The sequence below is a fragment of the Dokdonia ponticola genome, assembly GCF_042653865.1.
Taxonomy (GTDB): domain Bacteria; phylum Bacteroidota; class Bacteroidia; order Flavobacteriales; family Flavobacteriaceae; genus Dokdonia; species Dokdonia ponticola.
On record NZ_JBHSFV010000003.1, the window covers coordinates 220,720 to 244,853 of the forward strand.

Sequence of the window (24,134 nt, forward strand, 5' to 3'; positions counted from 1 at the left end):
AACATCGGGTTTTTTGTTTCTGTTTATTTGCTCACTAGTATTCATAAAATGAGTTATTTACATTTTAAAAAACAGGAACGTTAAATTGATGTATTGTGAAAATAACAGGAGAAATACTAATAATTATACTTTTTATTCATCTTTTTAAGCCTTTTTTTTGATAATTAAGCAATTATTTTAAGATTTTTTTGTGTATTTAATCGAAAAAATTTTGGTGATCAAAAACAATTCATTTTTTTTACAAAAATGTTTAATCTTTTGTATTAAATGTTCAAAAATCACTAACCAAAATTAAACAAAATGAAGAAAATGTACTTTAAGAGATTATCTCTTATAGCAATTTTCTTGGGATCAATGCATGCATTTGGGCAAACGCCAGCACAAACTCAAGAAATTATTAAAGATTACGATCAATCGCGCCTTGCAGAATTAGAAGAAAGGTTCTCCCAATTTGATCAACAGCAAAAACAAATAGCACAACAGCAAGCTGCACAACGAGGTTTAGCTACAACGCTTATACTAGATGACGGAGGTTTTGCAGAATTACAGCGCATCTTACCAGACGGAACTCCTATCTATTACCGTACATTGAATGTAGATGCGGCTATATCTACTCGTACAAATCATCTAAATATCGGAGGTTCTTTAGGTCTTAATTTAATGGGTCAAAATATGACAGCTCATGTATGGGATGGTGGTCATGGTCGTGTCACACACCAAGAATATGACGGGCCTGGAGGAACCAATCGTTTAACCATAAGAGATGCCTCTTCTGAGGGAGGAACACAATTAAACTTCCATGCGGCTCACGTAACAGGAACCATCATGGCTTCTGGAGTACAGGCCAATGCAAAAGGAATGGCTCCATACACTAAAGTAGATGGCTACATGTGGAACAATGATATTGCCGAAGCAACTGCTGCTGCTGCCAATGGAATGCTTATATCAAATCATTCATATGGCTTTAGAAGTGACCTAGTTCCTGATCAATATTTTGGAGCTTATATTGATGAATCTCGTAATTGGGATGAAGTGATGTACAATGCACCTAACTATCTCATGGTTGTGGCTGCAGGTAATGACGGAAATCAAAATAGTTATAACGGAGCCCCTTTGGGAGGAAACTCATCTTATGATAAATTAACAGGACATTCTACTTCAAAAAACAACCTGGTTGTAGCCAATGCGCAAGATGCAAATATTGCAGCAGATGGAACCTTAATCAGTGTTACTATTAATAGTAGTAGTAGTGAAGGACCAACAGATGATTTCAGAATCAAACCAGATATTACGGGTAATGGGACTAATCTATACTCAACATACCAAAATAGTGATACCGCTTATAATTCTATTACTGGAACTTCCATGGCGTCTCCTAATGTAACAGGGACATTATTACTACTTCAGGAGCATTATAATAATACAAATGGCGCTTTCGCGAAAGCGGCAACCATCAAAGGACTTGCTTTACATACGGCAGATGATATTGGCCCCACAGGACCTGACGCTGTTCACGGCTGGGGATTATTAAATGCTAAAAAAGCTGCAGAAACCATTTCTGGGAATGGAACTTCATCTATTATAAGTGAATTAACCTTATCCAATGGAGGTTCTTATCAAATTCAAGTAGATGCAAACGGAGGACCCCTTTTGGCTTCTATCTCTTGGACAGATCTTCCAGGTACCGCAACAACAGCTACCAATTCCTCAACGGCAAGATTGGTGAACGATTTAGACATTCGTGTTACCCAAAACACAACAACTGCTACTCCTTGGAAATTAACAGGAGTGACAACCAATGGAAAAGGAGATAATACTGTTGATCCTTATGAACGTGTAGATATTGCAAATGCAACAGGAACCTACACGATTACTGTAACACATAAAGGTTCACTTTCTGGAGGGAATCAAGCATTTACATTAATTGTAACAGGAAACGGAACATCAACGCCTCCACCGCCAATAGCTTGTGACACCACAATTTCTACTATTCCTTATAACGAAGGTTTTGAAAACACATTAGGTGCTTGGTCTCAAGGATCAGGAGATGATTTTGATTGGACGCTTAGAACAGGGGGAACTCCTTCTACTGGAACAGGACCTACAGCTGCTTTTGAAGGTTCTTACTATGTATACGTAGAAGCATCTGATCCTAACTTTGGAGGAAAAACAACTATTCTAAACTCTCCGTGTTTCAACCTTGCAGGAGTCACTACCCCTACAGCTAATTTCCATTATCAAATGACAGGGACCTCTGTAGGAACTGTTAGACTTGAAGCAAGAGTAGATGGAGAAAATACATGGACAGAACTATGGTCACAAGCAGGTGATCAAGGTGCTGCTTGGATAGATCAAGACGTGAGTCTTGCTGCCTACAGTGGGGATACCGTACAATTACGCTTTAGAGCAACTACTAATACTTCGTGGGCAGGAGATATCGCTATCGATGCCTTTGGTATTGCAGGTGCACAAGCAGGAGATACACAAGCACCGACTGTACCAACAAACCTATCGGTAACAGGTGTCACAACAAGCTCGGTAGCACTAGCTTGGACAGCATCTACTGATAACGTAGCTGTAACAGCTTATGATGTATTCCAAGGAGCTAATAATCTTGGGGAAGTAACAGGTACTACTGCAAACGTAACAGGACTGGCTGAAGGAACTACCTATCAGTTCTCTGTAAGAGCAAAAGATGCGGCAGGAAATGTCTCTGCAAATAGCAACGCCGTATCGGCAACTACTAATACAACACCACCACCTTCTGGAGGATGTGTAGGCGGAGAAACAGCGCCTTATTCGGAAAGCTTTGAAGCTAATATCGGACTTTGGTCGCAAAGTGCTGATGATGATATTAACTGGACACGTGACTCAGCTGGAACCCCTTCTAGCGGAACTGGACCAACTACAGGATCTAATGGGTCTTTCTATATGTATGTAGAAGCGTCTGGAAACGGAACTGGATTCCCTAACAAACGCGCCATCTTAAACTCTCCATGTTTTGATCTAAGTGGAGAAACAGGCGCCTCTTTTATCTTTGATTACCACATGTTTGGATCTACAGATGGAGGAAGTGTAGCGCTAGAAGTAAGCACAGATAATGGTGCGTCATGGAGTAGTATATGGAGCCAAACAGGAAACCAAGGAAACCAATGGAATACGGTAACAATAGATCTTGCTGCATACCTAGGCGGAGCAATTCAATTACGTTTCAACCGTGTTACTGGAGGTACATGGCAATCTGATGTCGCTATTGATAATACACGACTGGTAGCTGATGGAGGAAATGATCCGAACCCGCCTACTGGATATTGTGCATCTAATGGACAAAGTGTCGTAGATGAGTATATTAGTAGAGTACAGATTGGAAGTATTAATAATGCGTCTGGTGCAGGGGCAAATGGATACCAAGATTTTACAAATCTATCGACCAACCTAAGTGGAAGCGCATCTATTACTATTACACCAACATGGACAGGTACTGTATATAATGAAGCTTATGCTGTATTTATAGATTGGAATAGAGATGGAGACTTTGCAGATGCAGGAGAAACAGCTTTCTCAAGAGCACCTACACAAGCAACACCTATAACAGGTACCATCACCGTACCAGCAGGAGCTGCACAAGGACCTACGCGTATGAGAGTAAGTATGAAGTATAATGCTGCGCCAACACCATGTGAAAGCTTTGCTTATGGAGAGGTAGAAGATTATATCGTTAATGTAAGTACGAGTACAACGACTTCGTTTGCGGATCTAGATATGCTTAACGAAACAGCATCTCAAGCTACATCTTTTGATTTCTCTATCTTCCCTAACCCAGTCACAAGAGGACAACTCAATGTACAAGTAACCGGTGCAGATGCACAGACACTTACCATATACAATATGTTAGGACAAGTGGTGCATAAAGGAGCCTTTACAAACACGGTAAATGTGTCTAGACTTAATGCGGGTGTCTATGTCCTAGAAATAGAAGTAGATGGCAACACAATGATCAAAAGGTTTATCAAAAAATAAGTCAATTCAAGCATTAAAAATTTAGTGTATGTAAAACCTCGATGTTGATTTAACATCGAGGTTTTTTTATTTAAATCTATGTTATCTAAATCCTATTCATTTAGTAGGTTTTTGTTTAATGTTTTTAGGTAAAAATTAAATCTTAAAAAAATCTTAAAAAAAAGTGTGCTTTTCATCGATTAAATTTCATTTATTAAAAAATAATCACGTTTTTAGATAAAAAATTGAATTATTAATAAGCAAGTTCCTAATTAACCAATAAATTATCAATTATTATGAAGAAAATGTACGCATTTTTCCTAGCAGCTTTTCTGCTAGGATCTACTGTAATTGCGCAGAACATGGATGGAATTGTCCAAAACTACCTGAGCAAACATGCAGAAAAAACGGAAACAGGCATTTCATCACAGGATGCTTCTGAATGGAGAGTCACAGATGTTGTTCCATCATTAAACCCGCAAATACAACACGTATATGTGCAACAAATGTATCAGGGAATACCTATTGAAAATGGCAGGTATAAGCTAACGGTTACAAATGGAAAAGTAACTTGGGAAATCAATCAATTTATTAATGACTTAGGAACAAAAGCTAGTGTAACACAAGCCTCTATGACACCAGAGAGTGCCATTATGAAAGTTATCAATGCACATCAAATATCAGCACCCTCAAACCTAAATTCAACTCAAAAGTCAAATGGCGTATTTGTTTATGAAAATTCTGGGGTAAGCATTGAACCTATTCACGTGGAGAAAGTGTATCTATACCAAGAAGGAACGTTACACTTAACGTGGAGAGTTTCTATTTCTCCATTAGATGGTCAACACTGGTGGAATATTCACGTAGATGCGACTTCAGGAACTATCATAAAGACAGAAGACTGGGTTGTTTCTTGTAATTTTGGAACTCCAGATCATGAAAATCATAGCCATGAAAACGCTTCAAAAGAAGCTGCTATTGAAATGGGTCCTATCGCGTATAACGCAACACCTGTAGATGCAACACTAGTTGGTGGAGGGTCTTATAATGTGTATCCATTAGGAATAGAAAGTCCTAATCATGGAAATCGTGCTATTGTAACAGATCCTGCAGATGCTAATGCATCGCCTTTTGGATGGCATGATACAAATGGTGCAGCAGGAGCAGAATTTACAAACACTAGAGGTAATAATGTTCTTGCTCAAGAAGATACGAATGGTAATAATGGAAGTGGTGCCACTCCTGATGGTGGAAGTGGTTTAAACTTTGATTTCCCATTAAATCTAAATAATGCACCTTCTACTTTTTTACCAGCTGCAACCACTAACTTATTCTACTGGAACAACATCATGCATGATGTTTGGTATCAGTATGGTTTTAATGAAGCGTCTGGAAACTTTCAGGAAAACAATTACGGAAACGGAGGTGCTGGAAGTGACTCTGTAAATGCAGATGCCCAAGATGGTAGTGGAACAAATAATGCCAACTTTGGTACACCACCAGATGGTCAAAACCCAAGAATGCAAATGTTTTTATTTACCAATCCAACAAGAGATGGGGATTTAGACAATGTTATTATAGCGCATGAGTATGGTCATGGGATTTCTACACGTCTTGTAGGAGGTCCTGGGACAAATGCTTTAGGCGGCTCTGAACAAATGGGAGAGGGTTGGTCTGACTGGTTTGGATTAGTCATGACCATTCGCCCTGGCGATACTAGAAATACCGCAAGAGGTGTAGGAACGTATGCTATCGGACAAGCTACCGATGGTCCTGGAATTCGTCCAACGAGATACTCTACAGACTTAGCGGTAAACGGCACTGATTATGGAGATATTGGAGGTCTTGCTGTACCACACGGCGTAGGATATGGTTTTGCTACTATCTTATGGGATATGACTTGGGATCTTATTGATCTTGAGGGATATGACAGTAATCAGTATACAGGAACAGGAGGAAATAACATTGCAATGGCCCTTGTTACAGAAGGACTTAAAAACACTGCCAACAATCCAGGATATGTTTCTGGACGTGACGGTATTCTTCAAGCAGATCAGGATCTTTACGGAGGACAGTACAACTGTTTAATCTGGGATGCTTTTGCTAGAAGAGGTGTAGGTGTTGATGCTGTTGAAAACTCAAATGGAGGCACAAATACAAACACAGATCAAATAACTTCATTTACAAGTGGATGTTCTGGTCCACCACCTCCAGCAACGTGTAATTCTACAGTAGCTAGTTTCCCTTATAACGAAGGTTTTGAAAACACATTAGGTGCTTGGTCTCAAGGATCAGGAGATGATTTTGATTGGACGCTTAGAACAGGGGGAACTCCTTCTACTGGAACAGGACCTACAGCTGCTTTTGAAGGTTCTTACTATGTATACGTAGAAGCATCTGATCCTAACTTTGGAGGAAAAACAACTATTCTAAACTCTCCGTGTTTCAACCTTGCAGGAGTCACTACCCCTACAGCTAATTTCCATTATCAAATGACAGGGACCTCTGTAGGAACTGTTAGACTTGAAGCAAGAGTAGATGGAGAAAATACATGGACAGAACTATGGTCACAAGCAGGTGATCAAGGTGCTGCTTGGATAGATCAAGACGTGAGTCTTGCTGCCTACAGTGGGGATACCGTACAATTACGCTTTAGAGCAACTACTAATACTTCGTGGGCAGGAGATATCGCTATCGATGCCTTTGGTATTGCAGGTGCACAAGCAGGAGATACACAAGCACCGACTGTACCAACAAACCTATCGGTAACAGGTGTCACAACAAGCTCGGTAGCACTAGCTTGGACAGCATCTACTGATAACGTAGCTGTAACAGCTTATGATGTATTCCAAGGAGCTAATAATCTTGGGGAAGTAACAGGTACTACTGCAAACGTAACAGGACTGGCTGAAGGAACTACCTATCAGTTCTCTGTAAGAGCAAAAGATGCGGCAGGAAATGTCTCTGCAAATAGCAACGCCGTATCGGCAACTACTAATACAACACCACCACCTTCTGGAGGATGTGTAGGCGGAGAAACAGCGCCTTATTCGGAAAGCTTTGAAGCTAATATCGGACTTTGGTCGCAAAGTGCTGATGATGATATTAACTGGACACGTGACTCAGCTGGAACCCCTTCTAGCGGAACTGGACCAACTACAGGATCTAATGGGTCTTTCTATATGTATGTAGAAGCGTCTGGAAACGGAACTGGATTCCCTAACAAACGCGCCATCTTAAACTCTCCATGTTTTGATCTAAGTGGAGAAACAGGCGCCTCTTTTATCTTTGATTACCACATGTTTGGATCTACAGATGGAGGAAGTGTAGCGCTAGAAGTAAGCACAGATAATGGTGCGTCATGGAGTAGTATATGGAGCCAAACAGGAAACCAAGGAAACCAATGGAATACGGTAACAATAGATCTTGCTGCATACCTAGGCGGAGCAATTCAATTACGTTTCAACCGTGTTACTGGAGGTACATGGCAATCTGATGTCGCTATTGATAATACACGACTGGTAGCTGATGGAGGAAATGATCCGAACCCGCCTACTGGATATTGTGCATCTAATGGACAAAGTGTCGTAGATGAGTATATTAGTAGAGTACAGATTGGAAGTATTAATAATGCGTCTGGTGCAGGGGCAAATGGATACCAAGATTTTACAAATCTATCGACCAACCTAAGTGGAAGCGCATCTATTACTATTACACCAACATGGACAGGTACTGTATATAATGAAGCTTATGCTGTATTTATAGATTGGAATAGAGATGGAGACTTTGCAGATGCAGGAGAAACAGCTTTCTCAAGAGCACCTACACAAGCAACACCTATAACAGGTACCATCACCGTACCAGCAGGAGCTGCACAAGGACCTACGCGTATGAGAGTAAGTATGAAGTATAATGCTGCGCCAACACCATGTGAAAGCTTTGCTTATGGAGAGGTAGAAGATTATATCGTTAATGTAAGTAGTTCTGCTAATTTTGGTGAAACTACACCTGCTGGAAATGAAGTTTCTGAAAATGCATTATTTGATTTCTCTATCTTCCCTAACCCAGTGACAAGAGGACAACTCAATGTACAAGTAACCGGTGCAGATGCACAGACACTTACCATATACAATATGTTAGGACAAGTGGTACGTAAAGGAGCATTTACAAGTACGGTAGATGTATCCAAACTTAATGCTGGTGTCTATGTCCTAGAAATAGAAGTAGATGGCAATACAATGATCAAAAGGTTCATCAAAAAATAAGTTTATTTTTTGACACTAACCATTCAATTATGAATAAAAAACCCCAGTCATTGACTGGGGTTTTTATTTTATGTGTACGACAGAATACATACAATTTTACAATAACTATGATATATGCTTTCGCGAAAGCGTAATATGCTAAAAACATCAATGTTATACATCAACTATTTTCTGCTAAACAGAAATAACTTCATGTGGTTCTAGTAATTCTTCATTGCGTAACCTAAGCAAAATTTGAGCTACCGACAATGTGTCTTTTTCGCAATACACAATAATTCTATCAATATCATTATCTTCATAAAATACGTTTCTTACTTCACTTCCATCTATATCGTCTTTTGGAGAAGGTATCCCTAAAATATGAGTAAGTAACTTAAGCGATGTATAATGTTTATAATCTCCAAATTTCCATAAATCTAGGGTATCCAAATGAGGCACTTCCCATGGCTTTTTTCCAAATAAATTCAATTTATGAGGAAGTTCAATACCTTGTATAATCATGCGCCTAGCAATGTAAGGAAAGTCAAATTCTTTCCCGTTGTGGGCACATAATATATGATGAGGTCTATTAAAATGTGTTTCTAATAAACTTTTAAATTCCATAAGAAGCATGTGCTCTTCTCCATGAAAAGAAGTTGTTCTAAACGATCTATTGTCTCCTGTTGATTTAAAATATCCTACAGATATACATACTATTTTTCCAAATTCAGCCCAGATTCCTGCCCGTTCATAATAGTCTTCTGGTGTAAACTCATCTTTACGCAAATACTTAGTTTTATCTGCATAAAGTGATTTTGTAGTATCATCTAGTGTATCAAAACTGATCGTTTGTGGTACAGTTTCAATGTCTAGGAAGAGGATGTTTTCAAGTTTTAACTTTGCTATCATGACTTTATTTAAAGCTCTAAAATAAGAAAGTGTTTTAACATATTAGTTATCAATAATTTCTATTGCTTTGTCAAGGAGTTCATCTCTTCCCTCTTTTATCCCTTGTATCGTTGGTTTTACTTCAATATCTGGCACAATTCCCACGCGCTGTGTAGGAGAACCATCTGGATAAAATACCCCAATCCCTGAGATCATTGTTCTTAATCCTCCGGGTAAAAGAATCGCAGATACATTACCGTCTGCACCTGCTGTTGTACTGCCAATAATCGTTGTATTAGGAGCCGCTCTAAAAGCCATGGCTGTGTACTCTGCTTGGCTCTGGCTTAATTCATTTACGAGCACAACCACTTTTCCTTTAAATTTTTCTTTTGCAATATTTCCTGCGCCTATCATAAGGGGAGATCCCATGAGAAATTCTCCAGGATTCTTAAGATTTGGGGTTGTAAACTTGACAAACTCCGTTCCTCTGGGAGCAATAAACTGCCCTAATGCAAACGGCATAAATGCTGAAGGATAATTTCTAATGTCGATGATCATTCCTTTACAATTCAAAAACTCTTTTGCAATTGCCTTAGGATCTTCTCTTGTCACATTTGCTAATGTTACATAGCCTATATTATTCGGCAACATTTTATAACTTTTTACATCATCGCCTGGTACCCGATACCAACTATAAATATCCAATTCTTTTCTCTCATACAGAGGCATCTTTACGTTGATATCTTCTCCATCTCTTGACACGGTCAAATCTAGAGATGCCCCATTCCCTTTAAGAATTTCTGATGAAATATCCCGCATTCTTGCTGCTTGATTAGATGCTGGATAATACGGTATTCTGTCTTCTATTATTTTTGAAGTAGAAACACCATTTATACTTGTAATCACATCTCCAAGTTCTAGATCAAGAGAAGCTTTCATTTCTGGATTATAAAAATCTACAATAACCAGGTTGTTTTCTATAAATTGTAGATGAACAGGAGGATATTTGCTTCCTTTTGTGGCTTCCCATTGATCATCTCCTCCCCACAAATTCGCATGCGTATCCTTGATGTCTCCTATGATTTGAAGTGCTGCAACCTCATACTCCAATTCATTTTTTGCAGTTATAAATCGAGGGATATATTCTTCTAGGACAGCGTTCCAGTCTTTATCCATCACATCTTTATAAGGGAAGTAATAGTGTATCATATTCCAATAACGATAGAGTGATAAGAGTCTAAAACCTGTATCCGGATACTTCATTTCTGTGTAGGGATTTTCATTGGAAAATATGGGATTTCCTATATTACGCGCTTTATTGATATAATAATGTTTTCCTTGAAATCTATTATTGTAAATATATACTAATCGCTCCTGTAGTTCTTTAGATAATCCGCTAGAGGTCATCCAAGCATTATCGGGTTTTAAATACGCTTCTGACGTTGTTTCCTTGCATTTTTTACATGCTGCAACGGGACCATAGGTATCTATCCAAGTAAGGATGCGTTGATCTCTTTCTGAGTCCGCTTTCGCGAAAGCAATCTCTTCCAAAATCCGAAACAACTCGTAATCCCAGTTAATTTCTCCTGTTGCAATAGCTAGATGATGGTATTTAAGAAACCCCCATACTTTTCCTAACACGGTTAGGTTTTTGGCCTCTTGAGGTGTGGGCGTTGACATAGTAAATCGAGATCCCGCATCAAACTCAGTGTCTTTTTGAGCTCCTGAAAGTTCTTTTTCGGGAGCTTTATCAAGCGGCTTACCATCGATGGTAACCTTTAAATTATCTATCCATATTTTTCCTTTGCCAACTAGAATGCCTCCTACCACAATATCGGTGGCTTCATTAGGTTTTAAATCAAGCTCTATCTCGTATTTTTTCCAATCTGTTGTGCCTTTGACACCTCTATTATTCATGTTATCAAAACCAACCTGCGGATCAATACGCATCCATAATCCCCCATATCCATCAGATACATTTTCTGTCTTTAAATAGCCTGTGAGTTTTACTTTTTTTCCTCCAAAAGTCACTGGAATACTAAGTCCCCATGCTTTAAAACCTTTTCCTTCTTTTATGCTTTCTAAAGAGGCGGAATATCTACCCTCCTGAACGACGGTTGAATCAATCCCTACTTTGTACTCATCTCCTCCAAAATTATTCCATTGGGAAGGCACTTGGTTAACTACTTTTTCGAAATTTAAATTGAAAATTTGTGTGTTTTGCGCAGAAATTATACTTGCCACGCAAACAGCAAGGTAAAATAAAGGTAATCTCATATTCGATGTTATTTAGATTTTAAAACTAAGCGGATTTTAGTTTATGAATCAAAACATTGCGTTAAATAACACCATTTTAAGATTTTTCAAGCATCGCATAGGCCTCGTCTACGTAGATAAAAAAGTCTTCTGTAAAAGAGGCTCCAGACACAAAATTTCCTCTCTTATGACCGAGTCTCACAATGATAAGATTGTCTTCTGGAATAGTAATGACATATTGCCCCAGAATACCTCGCATCACAAATATATCTTTATTTTTATGATCGCTAAGCCAGAAACCATATCCATACATATCGTCTTCTGGAAATCTAGGTTGTATCGATTTTGAGACAAAAGAGGCGTCTAAAATCTGTTTTCCATTCCATTTCCCATGGTCTTTATAGAGTTTTCCAAATTTTGCAAAATCTCGTGCGTTACTTGCAATACAGCAATATGTTTTTGCCAATCTGTTTTCTGAATCATCCACTTGCCAAAGTGCTGATTGCTCCATCCCTAGTGGCTTCCAAAAACTTTCTGAAAGATATACTGGTAGCTTCTTTCCTGTAGCTTTTTCTATAACCATCCCTAGTAATTGTGTATTTCCACTCAAGTATTTAAAAGAAGTTCCTGGAGTTTCTGTTACTTTTTGGTTGAGAATAGTCTCAGCAAGATCATCATCATAGTAGGCTCGTGCGGTTACACTAAAGGGACTTGTATAACTCTCTTCCCAGTCTAATCCAGATGACATAGATGATAAATCTCCTACCGTAGTTTTTGCTTCTTTATATTGTTCAAAAAAATCACCTAATGGCTGGTCTAAGCTTTCTATGTATCCCTCTTGAATCGCTTTTCCCAGTAAAGCACTAGTGATACTTTTTGCCATAGAAAAAGAATTTGTTTGAGAGGTAGGGCCATATACTATTTCGTCTTCCTCTGTATACTGCTCATGCCATATACTATCATTTTTTATGATCATAAAAGCTACGGTTCCTAGTTTATTGTGAGTTTCTTGTAGTTTAGGAGTAATCTTGGTTGTGTTGTATGCTTTATGCAAAGGCCATGGTTGCGGCGTTCCGTTTGCTACTTCTTCATTTTCAAAATAAGGATAATCATCTATATAGGCTGTTACATGGCCAGTCATATATACCACTCGAACACCTTTTAAAATGTACTCATAGTCTGTTATATATGCAATGACAACAAGAAGGATGATAATGCTAATAAATCCTTTGAAAAACTTCTTTATAAACTTCATACGAATGGTATATCGTGTTTAAATACTAATATTGATTTTTTGATTAAAAAAGAGACCCTTGCCGCATAAGGCTTTCATGCTCCAACAACCATTTTTTACGGTGCAACCCGCCTGCGTATCCTGTTAATGAGCCATCACTTCCTATCACTCGATGGCATGGGATCACAATGGCGATAGGGTTTTTTCCATTAGCACTTGCAGCTGCACGAATTACCTTAGGATCTCCAAGTGTTTTTGCCATATCTGAATAGGAAGCTGTTTTTCCAAACGGAATGTTTTGTAATGCGCTCCATACCTTTGTCTGAAAAACAGTTCCTTGAGGAGCTAGTTTTAGCTCAAAAACAGTTCTTTTTTTTGTAAAATACTCATTAAGTTGTTTCACCACTCCTTGTAAACTTTCAGGTATAACTGCTGTTGGAGATGTGTCTTTATCTAAAAATGTAATAGCGATTACACCATTATCATCTCCCTCAATTTCCAAAGTTCCTAATGGACTCTTTATGTATACTTTGTGCATACCTAAAGGTATGGTTTTCGCTAAAAAAAGAAAGCCCTTTTTATGAGAAAATCTATTTCTTGCGTATCCTATTGTTTATGAGTAATTTTGACTGCCCCATTAATCTATATAGATGAAGTATAACATATGCTATATCATCCTTTTTTGTTGTTGCATAAAAAACTCTTATGCTCAAGAAAAAACCGTTACTTTAGATAGTATTCATACGTTGAGTTTTCTAGTTTCTGATAACCTCGATAACCTTGAGTACAAAAATGCTATTGAAATTGCTACACAGATTATCGCAGAAGGCGAAAAGCAACAAAATCCTTATTATACTTTTACAGGATATGACCTAATGGGTACTATCAATAGTGAAATGAAGGATACCCTGCAAGCAAGGTTAAACCACGAAAAAGCACTTAAAATTGTAATCGAAAATAAATTAGATTCATTGCTTTCTTGGGCGTATATAAATTTAGGAAATGTAGAATCTGATGGTAAAAAAAATTATCAAAAAGGAATTGATTACTACAAAAAGAGTATTGATCTCAATACTGGAGATAATGAAATAGAAAATATAGATCCTCTTATTAATATTGCGTGGACATATCTAGATGAAAATTTACCTGATAAAGCGCTTCCTTATCTTTTACAAGTAGAAAATATATATAAAAAAGATACCATTTATCCTAGAGAAATTGCCGACACAAAGACTTTACTAGGAAGATATCATGCTCAGAAAGGAAATTACAAATTAGCTGAAGAAGCTTTCTTGGAAGTGGAGAAGGTTCTTAAAACAGAAAAATATCCTTCTGTTGCCTTAGAGTTTTACAAATATTACGGTCACCTTTCTGAAATACAAGGGGATTATAAAAAAGCATACGAGTTACTTAAAAAAGCTAAAGAGCTAGACGACAAAAAGTATGAGCGTGATAAATTAAGAGAGGTACAAGCTGCTAACGCCCGCTTCAATATTAAAGAATATGAACGGACTATTGCCTCAGCAAAAAAAGAGCAGATTATAAGCGATCAATTATTTGAAAAATCTAGAGATCTGCGTAATATATTAATTTTGGCTTCCAGCATTCTATTAATTGCTTTGATTGCTATATTTTTTGCTTTTAAATCTCGAAAAAAATATATCAAACGTCTACACGAAAAGAATAATCAATTAATGGCAGCTAAAGATAATGCTGAACGGTTATCACAACTCAAAACACAGTTTTTTTCTACTGTTAGTCACGAATTACGTACGCCGCTATATGGGGTCATTGGGCTCGCCTCTATTTTATTGGAAAATGAAACTTCAAAAAATAAAGAAGATCTTAAATCTTTAAAATTCTCAGCAGATTATTTACTAGCGCTTATTAATGATGTCCTTCTCATCAATAAAATGGATGCCAACGGGATAACATTAGAAAAAACATCCTATAGATTATCGAGTCTTGCCAGAAGTATTACACGTTCTTTTGAATTTAGTTTAGAGCAAAATAATAATAAAATCCATCTGCATATTGATAAAAATCTACCTGACAAACAAATAGGAGATTATGTACGGCTTTCTCAAATATTAATGAATCTTATCGGAAACGCGATCAAATTTAATGAAGATGGAAATATATGGGTTTCTATTAACCTTATAGAAAAAACCAAAGAAGGTTTATACAAGACAAAATTTACAGTTAAAGATGATGGTATTGGAATCCCTTTAAGTAAACAAAAATCAATTTTTGAGGAATTCTCTCAAGTCGAAAATCGAAATTATAATTATCAAGGAACAGGACTTGGTTTGCCTATCGTTAAAAAACTTTTGGCATTATACAACAGTGAAATCATCTTAGAGAGTGAAATGGGCAAAGGATCTACATTTACTTTTACTATTGATATAGAAGCAAATACCACTGATGAACCTACAGAAGAAATTGAAAATTATAAACAAGGAGATGCTATTCATATTTTTGAAAACGTCCATATCCTAGTGGTAGATGATAATCGAATTAACCAAAAAATAACCCAAAAAATCCTTGAGAAACGACAATTTAAATGTTCGCTCGCTGATGACGGCGAACAAGCTATTTCTCTTGTAAAAGAAAATAATTACGATCTTATCCTTATGGATATACACATGCCTAAGGTAGATGGCGTGCAAGCCACAAAAGCCATTAGGAAGTTTAATCAAGAAATTCCAATCGTAGCGCTTACCGCTGTAGAATTAGATGAAATGAGAGCTACAATTATGAATTCAGGCATGAATGATATCATATTAAAGCCTTACGATATCTCTCAGTTCTTGACTACGATATTACGCAACCTAAATAAAGCACTTTCAAAATCTAAGCGCTAGATGTATCTACCATCCGCTATAGTCTGGAGGTATAATGTCATTGAGATTAAGGTATACGATAATTTGTCCTCTATGATGCGTAAGATGATCTTGAAGTAAATTTAGTATTTGAAGCTTAGATTTAGGACCTGCAAAAAAGCTTACGGTTGTTTTTAGTTCTTCTACAGAAGTTTTTTCAACAAGTGCATATACCTCATCAAAAGATTTTATTAATGCATTTATAATTGCTTGTTTACCTAAGGGTACATTTTGGGAAAGTGAATTTCTATCAAAATCACTAGCAGAAAAATAAGTGTTTCCTAACCAAAGCATATTTCCTCTCATGTGTAATAACTGAGCTCCAAAATTCATTTCCCTTTCTGTAGGAGCATAAGTATATTTATCTTCAGGCATTGCCTCTGCAATGGCTATCAAATAGTTTTTTGAATTTTCCCATTTTTCAAGAAAAGCGTCTTTGGGATTATCTTGTTGCCCATAGGTAAACGTGGTTACTATATAAAAAAGCACACATAGTAATTTATTCATCTGAAACGTTATTTTCATCTAATAAGCCTAACCCTTTTGCTCTCTTTTCCCAGTTTTTTCTTGCTAGTGTCTGTAAATCTGCCACGCGATCACTCTCATCCATAATTTCCATTCCTAAGAGTGTCTCAATAACATCTTCCATCGTCACTAAGCCACTTGTACTGCCATATTCATCAACAACTAAGGCAATATGGTTTTTTGTAGAAATGAGTTCCTCAAATAAAGATGGTATTGGCAAATTACGATTTGTAATCATAATAGGACGTTGTAAATCTGCTAGTGTTTTTTGATGATTATCAAGAGCCATTTCTCTATATACTTCACTCTTGAGTACAATGCCCGTGATGTGATCTATGTTTTTATCGTAAATAGGAATTCTAGAAAAACGTAATTCTTGATTTTCCTTAAAAAAATCACTTACTGTTGTTTGAGACGCAGCCGTTTTCATGACTGTGCGAGGTGTCATCACATCTTTTGTAAGGACATCTTTAAAAGAAAGCAAGTTATTTAAAATCTTACTTTCTGATTCTTCAAAGACACCTTCATCACTTGCCATTTGTGCCATCGCTGTAAAATCCTCTCTACTTAAAATACTACCTCCATGTCCTTTTCCTCCTACAAGTTTTGTGGTGCGTTGTAACAACCAAAGAATCCCCGTCCATTTAAGCGGAAAAATAAGCACCTTCAATGCTTTTGCAGTAAAGTTAGCTAGTTGTCTCCAATAGGTCGCTCCTATGGTTTTAGGTATGATCTCTGATGCAACAAGTATAAGAAATGTCATAATCCCAGAAACAAACCCCACAAAATTGATACTCAGGAATTCAAAATCGGGATACAGATCGGCAGCGACTTTACCTACCATCATTGCCCCAACAGTGTGCGCCAGTGTATTTAAGGTTAATATCGCAATAAGAGGTTTATCTACATCTTTTTTTAATTCTTCAAAATAGGTGGCATATCCTTTACCTTCACTTTTTTTTATATTGATAAATGTAGGAGAGATGCTTAATAGCACTGCTTCTAGTATAGAGCATAAAAAAGAAAAGAAAATAGAAATGGTTGCCCAAAAAAGGAGTTGACCCATGGTATATAAAAGTATTTATGTAAAGGTAAATAAATTGTAGGAAACTCCGTGAATTGTACTTAGCCGTATTGCTTTTATTATATTTAAATTTTTCGCATAAAAAAAGGCGGAAAGATCCACCTTTTTTTGCCCCAAATCTACCATGAACTTAACCTACTTATGCTATGGCTTTGCTAATATAAGATTGATTTACAACCGTGCAACATCTTTTAGACAAACTACACGATTTTTAGACCAAATACACAAATATTTGTGTATTTGTGATTTACTTAAGACTGATCTAATAGGCTCTAGCACTATTTCCCTCCATATAATTGATAAAAGCACGATTTACAACGCGATTACCTCCATTGGTAGGATAATTACCCGTAAAATACCAATCCCCTAAATTTTTGGGACATGCTTTATGCAGGTTATCTACGGTTTGATAGATAATCTCTACTTCCGTCTGTACGGTCTCATCTACTAATAATTCTGATATTTTTGCTGATATTTCCTTGTCTATAAAAGGTGCATAAATATCCTTTACAAAATTTTGTACATTCTTATCTTTAAGCTCTACCTGAGCTTTACACTTCTCATACACTTCGGTAATAGTCGCTTCTTTCCCATTTTCTTTAAGTAATGCTATGGCCGCTCTAAAAGCAATAAAATCTTCCAACTTAGCCATATCAATACCATAGCAATCTGGATACCGTATTTGTGGTGCAGATGAGACTACGATAATCTTTTTAGGATTAAGTCGTGCTAACATTTTTATGATACTCTTTTTAAGGGTAGTTCCTCGCACAATACTATCATCTATAATAACTAGCTTATCTTCTGGCTGAATAACACCGTAAGTGATATCATATACATGAGCTACAAGATCATCACGGCTACTATCTTCTGTAATAAATGTTCTTAATTTTGCGTCTTTTATAGCAATCTTTTCTGTTCTTAGCTTTCGCGAAAGTATTCCCTCGATAGCTTCCTGATCTAGATGGTCTTTTGCTGCTAGTATTTCTGCTCCCTTTTGTTTATTAAGCTCATCTTGAGCCGCTTCTACGAGACCGTAAAAAGAAGTTTCAGCTGTATTAGGAATAAAACTGAAGACCGTATTCTTGGTATCGTGATCTATACTTTTAAGTACATCTGGCATTAATAGTCTTCCTAGTAATTTACGTTCTTTATAGATTTCAGCATCACTCCCTCTTGAAAAATAGATGCGTTCAAACGAGCATGCTTTTCGCGTAAGCGGTTCTAATACCTTTTTAATGCTAAGTAATCCGTTTTTCTTTACGATAAGTGCACAACCTGGCTCTAGTTCTTTTACATCCTTGAAACCAACATTAAATGCTGTTTGAATGACTGGACGCTCACTAGCTACCACAGCAACCTCATCATCTTCATAATAATAAGCGGGTCGGATTCCTGCAGGATCTCTCAATACAAATGCATCACCGTGACCTAAGAGTCCCACCATTGCATAGCCCCCATCCCAATCTTTTGAAGCTCTTTTTAAGATTTTTTCAACCTTTAATCGTTCAGCAATTTGAGGAGAAGCTTGTTGCTTGTTGTATCCTTCTTTCTTTAATTTCTTATATAATTTTGCCACCTCATCATCTAGGAAATGTCCTATTTTTTCCATGACAGTGATTGTATCTGCCTGCTCTTTTGGGTGTTGTCCTAACGAAACTAACTTCTTAAAAAGCGTGCTTACATTGGTCATATTAAAATTACCCGCCACGATTAGGTTACGGTGCATCCAGTTATTTTGTCTTAAAAAAGGGTGTACACTTTCTACACTATTTTTACCAAAAGTGCCGTATCTCACATGTCCTAAAAGTACTTCTCCTAAATAAGGTACATTACTTTTTTGCCAATCTACATCATCTTTACGATCAGGATTTGCTGTCATCACCTCATTGATACGACCATTGATTTGCGCAAAAATATCCTGTATAGGTTGTTGCTCAGTTGAACGCTGTCTTGAAATATAACGTTCCCCTGGATTCATATCTAATTTAATACTTGCAAAACCAGCCCCGTCTTGACCACGGTTGTGCTGCTTTTCCATCATTAAATACATTTTATTTACGCCATAAAAAGCAGTGCCATATTTTTCTTTATAAAATGCCAGTGGTTTTTTAAGTCGTATAAGGGCGATTCCACATTCATGCTTTATTGCATCACTCATAGTAGGTATACTTTATATAGTATTATATAGTAAAAGCAAATACGCCCCAAAAATTTGGAGCGCATTTATATTAATTAAGTTCTATTTCAAACTGCGTAAGTTGTTTAAACTGTTGCAAGCGTTTTCTTATTTCTTCGGTGGTTATATTTTCTAGTCGTTCAGTCCCAAATTTTTCTACGGTAAACGAAGCAAGACACGATCCATAAATCAATGCTTGTTTCATATTTTCAAAGGTAATATCTCCACTACTAGCTAGAAAACCAGCAAATCCACCTGCAAAGGTATCTCCAGCACCCGTTGGGTCAAATACTTCCTCCAGTGGTAATGCTGGAGCAAAAAACACTTCATTATCGTGAAAAAGTAATGCTCCATGTTCCCCTTTTTTGATAACCACATACTGAGGTCCCATCTCGTGTATTTTTCTTGCCGCAGTGACTAAAGAATATTCTCCACTTAATTGACGAGCTTCTTCATCATTTATAGTAATGACATCTACTTTCTTTAAGGTGGTTTTAAGTTCTTCTAGTGCAATGTCCATCCAGAAATTCATGGTGTCTAGAATAACCAACTTAGGATCACTCATCTGCTCTATCACGCTTAGTTGTACGGTAGGCTGTAAGTTACCTAACATCACGATCTCTGCATCTTGATAAGACACGGGAACTTTAGGATCAAAATCGCCCAATGTATTCAACTCTGTTACAAGCGTGTCTCGAGTATTCATATCATTATGATATTTACCACTCCAGAAAAAGGTTTTTCCTCCTTTTACTATTTCAAGTCCTTCTACATTTATATTTTTATTCGTCAATACATCTATGTATTCTTGAGGGAAATCTTCCCCTACAATAGAAACAATAGATGAGTCTACTTTAAATTGAGAGGCAGCAAGACCTATATACGTGGCAGCACCACCTAAAATTTTATCTGTTTTACCAAAAGGAGTTTCGATAGCATCAAATGCGCACGTACCAACAATAACTAATTTACTCATCTATTTTTTTTGCAAAGATATTGTTTTTAAAAAAAAGAAAAACACCAAATCGAATGTCAATTTTAAGACCCTTATCAACCTACCTCTGATTTGTAATAAATATCAAAAAAATGTGCTCTTACCACCTTTAAAGAGGTTATTTTCTGCCAAAATCTGCAGGAATCTCTCCCCACGCCTTTGTTTCCCATTTTACAATCTTCGTTGTGTATGAGTTTGTTCTAAGCCATTGTTCTGCACGACGCACTAAGTCATATACGTCTTTATTGCGAGGCGTTTCTTGAAGTTTTGTATTACATGTTTTCTTTTTTACCCATCCTATTGCAATACGAGAATCTGAATAAATGAGACGATCACTTCCTATTTTTTTCAAATACGCAAGTCCATGTACGAGTGCTAAAAACTCTCCTATATTATTAGTTCCCTGCTTAAATGGCCCTTGATGAAAAAGCTGTTTTGTGGTTTGAGTGTCTACTCCTCTATATTCCATAACCCCTGGATTACCACTACTTGCGGCATCTACAGCGATAGAATATAAATTTGGCTCTCCATATTTGACCTTTTCTTCAGGGGTGAGGACTTTCTTTTTTTTTGAAGATCCTTTTACGTCTGCATAGTCTTTATTATAGGCGGTTTTTGCTTCTGCAAAGGTGGGGAACGATTTATATTGAGCACCCGCGTAGCCGTCTATCATCGCTTTGCAATCTTTCCAGCTCAAATAGATTCCAGGTTTCTTGCCTTGCCAGACAACATAAAATTTTTCTTTCTTCTTGCTCATGGTGCTGCCCGCGAAAGCGGTATCCTTTCATTTCCGCGAACCTTCCTTTGGTAGGCAGGGGATGGAAATTTCATCATTATAATTTATCAAATAACATTTTTTCAATGACAACTGGAAAATGTTCATATTCTAGTTGATGTACTTTTTGTGCAATAGTCTCTGGGGTGTCTTCCTCAGTTACTACTACTTTTTCTTGAAAGAGATACGTTCCTTTATCATATTCTGGCGTTACTTTATGTATGGTAATTCCTGTATAGGTTTTTTTCCCTTTATGCGCTTTCGCGAAAGCGTATACAGCCTCGTGTACATGCTTTCCATACATGCCTTTGCCTCCAAAATCAGGTAATAATGCTGGATGAATGTTTATAATTTGATCTGGAAACAAATTAATAATTTTTTCTGGAAAGAGCCATAAAAAACCTGCGAGTACAATGAGATCAGGTTGAATTGCTTGTAAAAGAAGTGCTACATGGTCTGTATCATACAACGCTGATCTGTTAAAACTAAGGGCACTTATTTTGCTCTTGTTAGCGCGCTCTAAAACTTTGGCATCCTTGTTGTTAGTGAGCACCTGCACAACTTGAGCATCCGTACGACCCTTAAAATGATCAATAATACGCTGGGCATTTGTACCGTTACCCGAAGCAAAAATTACAATACGTTTCATATATGTATGATCCTGTTATAATGTGCAAAACAAACGATTATTATTAACAATTTGAAGGTTTTTTTTAGAGAAATTATTTATTATTTACGTAAATTACCTTCATATTTTTGTGCCAATAGTGATCAAACCATAAAGGTTTGTTATTTTTGCCACTTAATTAAAAATTAAATTTAGAAATTATGTCAGACATTGCATCAAGAGTAAAGGCGATCATCGTAGACAAATTAGGCGTAGATGAGAACGAAGTTGTAACCGAAGCGAGCTTCACAAACGATTTAGGTGCCGATTCACTAGACACTGTTGAACTTATCATGGAATTTGAAAAAGAATTTGATATCCAAATTCCGGACGACCAAGCAGAGAACATTGCTACGGTAGGTCAAGCAATTTCATACATAGAGGACGCAAAATAAGTCTTAAACTTATGGAGTTAAAGCGAGTAGTAGTTACTGGACTTGGTGCACTTACACCAATAGGAAATAATATTCAAGAGTACTGGGATGGATTATCCTCAGGAAAAAGTGGGTGTGCTCCTATTACCTATTTTGATGCCGAAAAGTTCAAGACAAAATTTGCTTGTGAACTTAAAAACTTTAACGCTCTAGACTTTTTTGATCGTAAAGAAGTTAGAAGGTTAGATAGATTTGCCCAGTACGCATTGGTGGCTTCAGACGAAGCCATCAATGATGCTGGTATCGATCTAGAAAAAGTTGACAAATTCAGAGTAGGAGTCATTTGGGGTGCTGGTATAGGTGGTCTAGAGACCTTCCAAGATGAAGTTATCAATTTTGCTGAAGGTGATGGTACACCAAGATTCAATCCATTTTTTATTCCTAAAATGATTGCAGATATTGCTCCTGGTAATATCTCTATCAAGCACGGTTTTATGGGACCTAACTATACAACGGTCTCTGCATGTGCTTCTTCTGCAAATGCAATGATTGATGCCATGAACTATATACGTTTAGGGCATTGTGATATTATTGTAACTGGAGGTAGTGAAGCCGCTGTAACAAAAGCCGGTGTAGGAGGATTTAATGCGATGCATGCCTTATCAACAAGAAATGAAGACCCACAAGGAGCATCAAGACCTTTTGATGCCACCCGTGACGGATTTGTCTTGGGAGAAGGTGCTGGAGCATTAATACTAGAAGAGTATGAACATGCAAAAGCTAGAGGAGCTCATATCTATGCAGAAGTTGTAGGTGGAGGTATGTCTAGTGATGCATACCACATGACTGCACCACATCCCGATGGAATTGGTGTAGAAAGAGTGATGCATAATTGTCTTAATAACGCTGGGATGAAACCAGAAGATGTAGACCATATTAATACGCATGGAACCTCTACCCCTCTAGGTGATGTAGCCGAACTAAAAGCGATCACAAAAGTTTTTGGAGATCACGCAAAAAACATCAATATCAATTCTACAAAATCAATGACTGGACACCTTTTAGGTGCTGCTGGAGCTATAGAAGCCATCGCTTCTATATTAGCTATGAAACATAGCTTAGTGCCTCCTACTATTAATCATAGTGTCGTAGATGAAAATATTGATCCTTCATTTAATCTTACTTTAAATAAGGCACAACCTAAAGAAATTAATATAGCCATGAGTAATACCTTCGGTTTTGGAGGTCATAATGCTTGTGTGTTATTTAAAAAAATTGACGCTTAATAATACTATGAGCGCCATAAAAAAAATATTTACTTCCCGTTCAAATGCGAACGGGATTTTTTTTATGCGTATGCAAAGTATTTTAGGGTTTAAGCCTAAAGATATAAGCCATTATGAAAAGGCTTTTACTCATAGATCATTAGGTCTTAAAAAAGAAGATGGTAACCCCTTAAACTATGAACGATTAGAGTTTTTAGGAGATGCTATGCTTGGAGCTGTCATCGCTGCACACCTCTTTGAAGCGGTGCAGGGAGGCAATGAAGGATATCTTACAAAGATGCGCTCAAAAGTAGTAAGTAGAAAACACTTGAATGAATTAGGGAGTGAACTTAACTTATTGCGCTATATAAAAGCGAATATCCCTAAAGAAAATTTTGGTGCAAATATTCATGGAAATCTTTTTGAAGCTCTTATTGGTGCTATTTATCTAGACCGAGGATATCCGTACTGTAAAAAGTTTATATACAAGCGTATTATTAACCCATACGTAGATATAGAAAAACTTGAAGGACGTATTATAAGCTATAAAAGTGTCCTTATTGAATGGTGTCAAAAAGAAAAAAAGACATTTAAGTTTGACACTTTTGAAGACACGGGAAAAGACACCGTAAAACACTTTGCCGTTAAATTATATATTGATGATAAAATCATAGCGAAGGCTAGGGCTACCTCTAAGAAAAAAGCTGAAGAAATTGCATCTAAACGTGCTTTTTATGTATTTCAAAGGCAAATTGAGGGAAAATAACA

Annotated in this window: 16 protein-coding genes; 6 read left to right on the forward strand and 10 right to left on the reverse strand. The window is 37.0% G+C overall.

Going from position 1 to position 24,134, the window contains the following annotated elements:
- Nucleotides 1-300: 300 nt before the first annotated feature.
- Together ACFO3O_RS07270 and ACFO3O_RS07275 are read left to right on the forward strand one after the other, a co-directional pair.
- Complete coding sequence (locus ACFO3O_RS07270) at nt 301-4,020, forward strand: S8 family serine peptidase (RefSeq protein ID WP_379977918.1); 3,720 nt, start codon at nt 301-303, stop codon at nt 4,018-4,020.
- A gap of 275 nt (nt 4,021-4,295) precedes the next feature.
- Complete coding sequence (locus ACFO3O_RS07275) at nt 4,296-8,264, forward strand: M36 family metallopeptidase (RefSeq protein WP_379977919.1); 3,969 nt, start codon at nt 4,296-4,298, stop codon at nt 8,262-8,264.
- A gap of 174 nt (nt 8,265-8,438) precedes the next feature.
- Here ACFO3O_RS07275 and ACFO3O_RS07280 read toward each other — a convergent pair whose 3' ends face one another.
- The 4 genes from ACFO3O_RS07280 to ACFO3O_RS07295 form a co-directional block, all read right to left on the reverse strand.
- Complete coding sequence (locus ACFO3O_RS07280) at nt 8,439-9,152, reverse strand: 3'-5' exonuclease (RefSeq protein WP_379977920.1); 714 nt, start codon at nt 9,150-9,152, stop codon at nt 8,439-8,441.
- A 42-nt stretch (nt 9,153-9,194) separates the two neighbouring features.
- Complete coding sequence (locus ACFO3O_RS07285; RefSeq protein WP_379977921.1) at nt 9,195-11,408, reverse strand: S41 family peptidase; 2,214 nt, start codon at nt 11,406-11,408, stop codon at nt 9,195-9,197.
- 76 nt (nt 11,409-11,484) lie between these two features.
- Entirely contained in the window at nt 11,485-12,642 is a 1,158-nt protein-coding gene (locus ACFO3O_RS07290; RefSeq protein ID WP_379977922.1) for a serine hydrolase domain-containing protein, read from the reverse strand.
- Nucleotides 12,643-12,685: 43 nt separating this feature from the next.
- A complete protein-coding gene (locus ACFO3O_RS07295; RefSeq protein ID WP_379977923.1) occupies nt 12,686-13,159 on the reverse strand; it encodes a methylated-DNA--[protein]-cysteine S-methyltransferase in 474 nt (157 codons plus the stop codon).
- Nucleotides 13,160-13,271: 112 nt separating this feature from the next.
- Between ACFO3O_RS07295 and ACFO3O_RS07300 the strand changes: the two genes are divergently transcribed.
- Complete coding sequence (locus ACFO3O_RS07300) at nt 13,272-15,485, forward strand: tetratricopeptide repeat-containing hybrid sensor histidine kinase/response regulator (RefSeq protein WP_379977924.1); 2,214 nt, start codon at nt 13,272-13,274, stop codon at nt 15,483-15,485.
- 6 nt (nt 15,486-15,491) lie between these two features.
- Here the strand turns inward: ACFO3O_RS07300 and ACFO3O_RS07305 are convergent, their stop codons facing one another.
- The 6 genes from ACFO3O_RS07305 to purN form a co-directional block, all read right to left on the reverse strand.
- Nucleotides 15,492-16,010: a DinB family protein gene (locus tag ACFO3O_RS07305; RefSeq protein ID WP_379977925.1), complete on the reverse strand. Its 519-nt coding sequence runs from the start codon at nt 16,008-16,010 to the stop codon at nt 15,492-15,494.
- Nucleotides 16,003-17,094, reverse strand: coding sequence for a CNNM domain-containing protein (locus tag ACFO3O_RS07310; protein WP_379977926.1), 1,092 nt, complete (start codon nt 17,092-17,094; stop codon nt 16,003-16,005). The genes ACFO3O_RS07305 and ACFO3O_RS07310 overlap by 8 nt, the downstream gene beginning before the upstream one ends.
- A gap of 280 nt (nt 17,095-17,374) precedes the next feature.
- A complete protein-coding gene (locus tag ACFO3O_RS07315; RefSeq protein WP_379977928.1) occupies nt 17,375-19,273 on the reverse strand; it encodes an amidophosphoribosyltransferase in 1,899 nt (632 codons plus the stop codon).
- A gap of 70 nt (nt 19,274-19,343) precedes the next feature.
- Nucleotides 19,344-20,267 carry a PfkB family carbohydrate kinase gene (locus ACFO3O_RS07320; protein ID WP_379977929.1) on the reverse strand — a complete coding sequence of 308 codons (924 nt, stop codon included), beginning with the start codon at nt 20,265-20,267 and terminating at the stop codon, nt 19,344-19,346.
- Nucleotides 20,268-20,403: 136 nt separating this feature from the next.
- Complete coding sequence (locus tag ACFO3O_RS07325; protein ID WP_379977931.1) at nt 20,404-21,042, reverse strand: ribonuclease H1 domain-containing protein; 639 nt, start codon at nt 21,040-21,042, stop codon at nt 20,404-20,406.
- Nucleotides 21,043-21,118: 76 nt separating this feature from the next.
- The gene (gene purN / locus ACFO3O_RS07330) at nt 21,119-21,709 is read right to left on the reverse strand and encodes a phosphoribosylglycinamide formyltransferase (protein ID WP_379977932.1); all 591 of its coding nucleotides are present in this window, start codon (nt 21,707-21,709) and stop codon (nt 21,119-21,121) included.
- 179 nt (nt 21,710-21,888) lie between these two features.
- On the opposite strand from purN, the gene ACFO3O_RS07335 reads away from it, so the two are divergent.
- The 3 genes from ACFO3O_RS07335 to rnc are packed head-to-tail and all read left to right on the forward strand — an operon-like array spanning nt 21,889 to nt 24,132.
- Nucleotides 21,889-22,122: an acyl carrier protein gene (locus ACFO3O_RS07335; protein ID WP_027394586.1), complete on the forward strand. Its 234-nt coding sequence runs from the start codon at nt 21,889-21,891 to the stop codon at nt 22,120-22,122.
- Nucleotides 22,123-22,133: 11 nt separating this feature from the next.
- On the forward strand, nt 22,134-23,387 hold the full coding sequence (gene fabF / locus ACFO3O_RS07340; protein ID WP_379977935.1) for a beta-ketoacyl-ACP synthase II: 1,254 nt from the start codon (nt 22,134-22,136) through the stop codon (nt 23,385-23,387).
- Nucleotides 23,388-23,394: 7 nt separating this feature from the next.
- Nucleotides 23,395-24,132: a ribonuclease III gene (gene rnc, locus ACFO3O_RS07345; RefSeq protein WP_379977937.1), complete on the forward strand. Its 738-nt coding sequence runs from the start codon at nt 23,395-23,397 to the stop codon at nt 24,130-24,132.
- Nucleotides 24,133-24,134: the final 2 nt, after the last annotated feature.

Coding starts and splice junctions, on each gene's coding strand:
- ACFO3O_RS07335 (WP_027394586.1), top strand. CDS start 21,889: ATGTCAGACATTGCATCAAGAGTAAAGGCGATCATCGTAGACAAATTA.
- fabF (WP_379977935.1), top strand. CDS start 22,134: ATGGAGTTAAAGCGAGTAGTAGTTACTGGACTTGGTGCACTTACACCA.
- rnc (WP_379977937.1), top strand. CDS start 23,395: ATGAGCGCCATAAAAAAAATATTTACTTCCCGTTCAAATGCGAACGGG.
- purN (WP_379977932.1), bottom strand. CDS start 21,709: ATGAAACGTATTGTAATTTTTGCTTCGGGTAACGGTACAAATGCCCAG.
- ACFO3O_RS07320 (WP_379977929.1), bottom strand. CDS start 20,267: ATGAGTAAATTAGTTATTGTTGGTACGTGCGCATTTGATGCTATCGAA.
- ACFO3O_RS07305 (WP_379977925.1), bottom strand. CDS start 16,010: ATGAATAAATTACTATGTGTGCTTTTTTATATAGTAACCACGTTTACC.
- ACFO3O_RS07275 (WP_379977919.1), top strand. CDS start 4,296: ATGAAGAAAATGTACGCATTTTTCCTAGCAGCTTTTCTGCTAGGATCT.
- ACFO3O_RS07310 (WP_379977926.1), bottom strand. CDS start 17,094: ATGGGTCAACTCCTTTTTTGGGCAACCATTTCTATTTTCTTTTCTTTT.
- ACFO3O_RS07270 (WP_379977918.1), top strand. CDS start 301: ATGAAGAAAATGTACTTTAAGAGATTATCTCTTATAGCAATTTTCTTG.
- ACFO3O_RS07285 (WP_379977921.1), bottom strand. CDS start 11,408: ATGAGATTACCTTTATTTTACCTTGCTGTTTGCGTGGCAAGTATAATT.
- ACFO3O_RS07325 (WP_379977931.1), bottom strand. CDS start 21,042: ATGAGCAAGAAGAAAGAAAAATTTTATGTTGTCTGGCAAGGCAAGAAA.
- ACFO3O_RS07290 (WP_379977922.1), bottom strand. CDS start 12,642: ATGAAGTTTATAAAGAAGTTTTTCAAAGGATTTATTAGCATTATCATC.
- ACFO3O_RS07280 (WP_379977920.1), bottom strand. CDS start 9,152: ATGATAGCAAAGTTAAAACTTGAAAACATCCTCTTCCTAGACATTGAA.
- ACFO3O_RS07295 (WP_379977923.1), bottom strand. CDS start 13,159: ATGCACAAAGTATACATAAAGAGTCCATTAGGAACTTTGGAAATTGAG.
- ACFO3O_RS07315 (WP_379977928.1), bottom strand. CDS start 19,273: ATGAGTGATGCAATAAAGCATGAATGTGGAATCGCCCTTATACGACTT.
- ACFO3O_RS07300 (WP_379977924.1), top strand. CDS start 13,272: ATGAAGTATAACATATGCTATATCATCCTTTTTTGTTGTTGCATAAAA.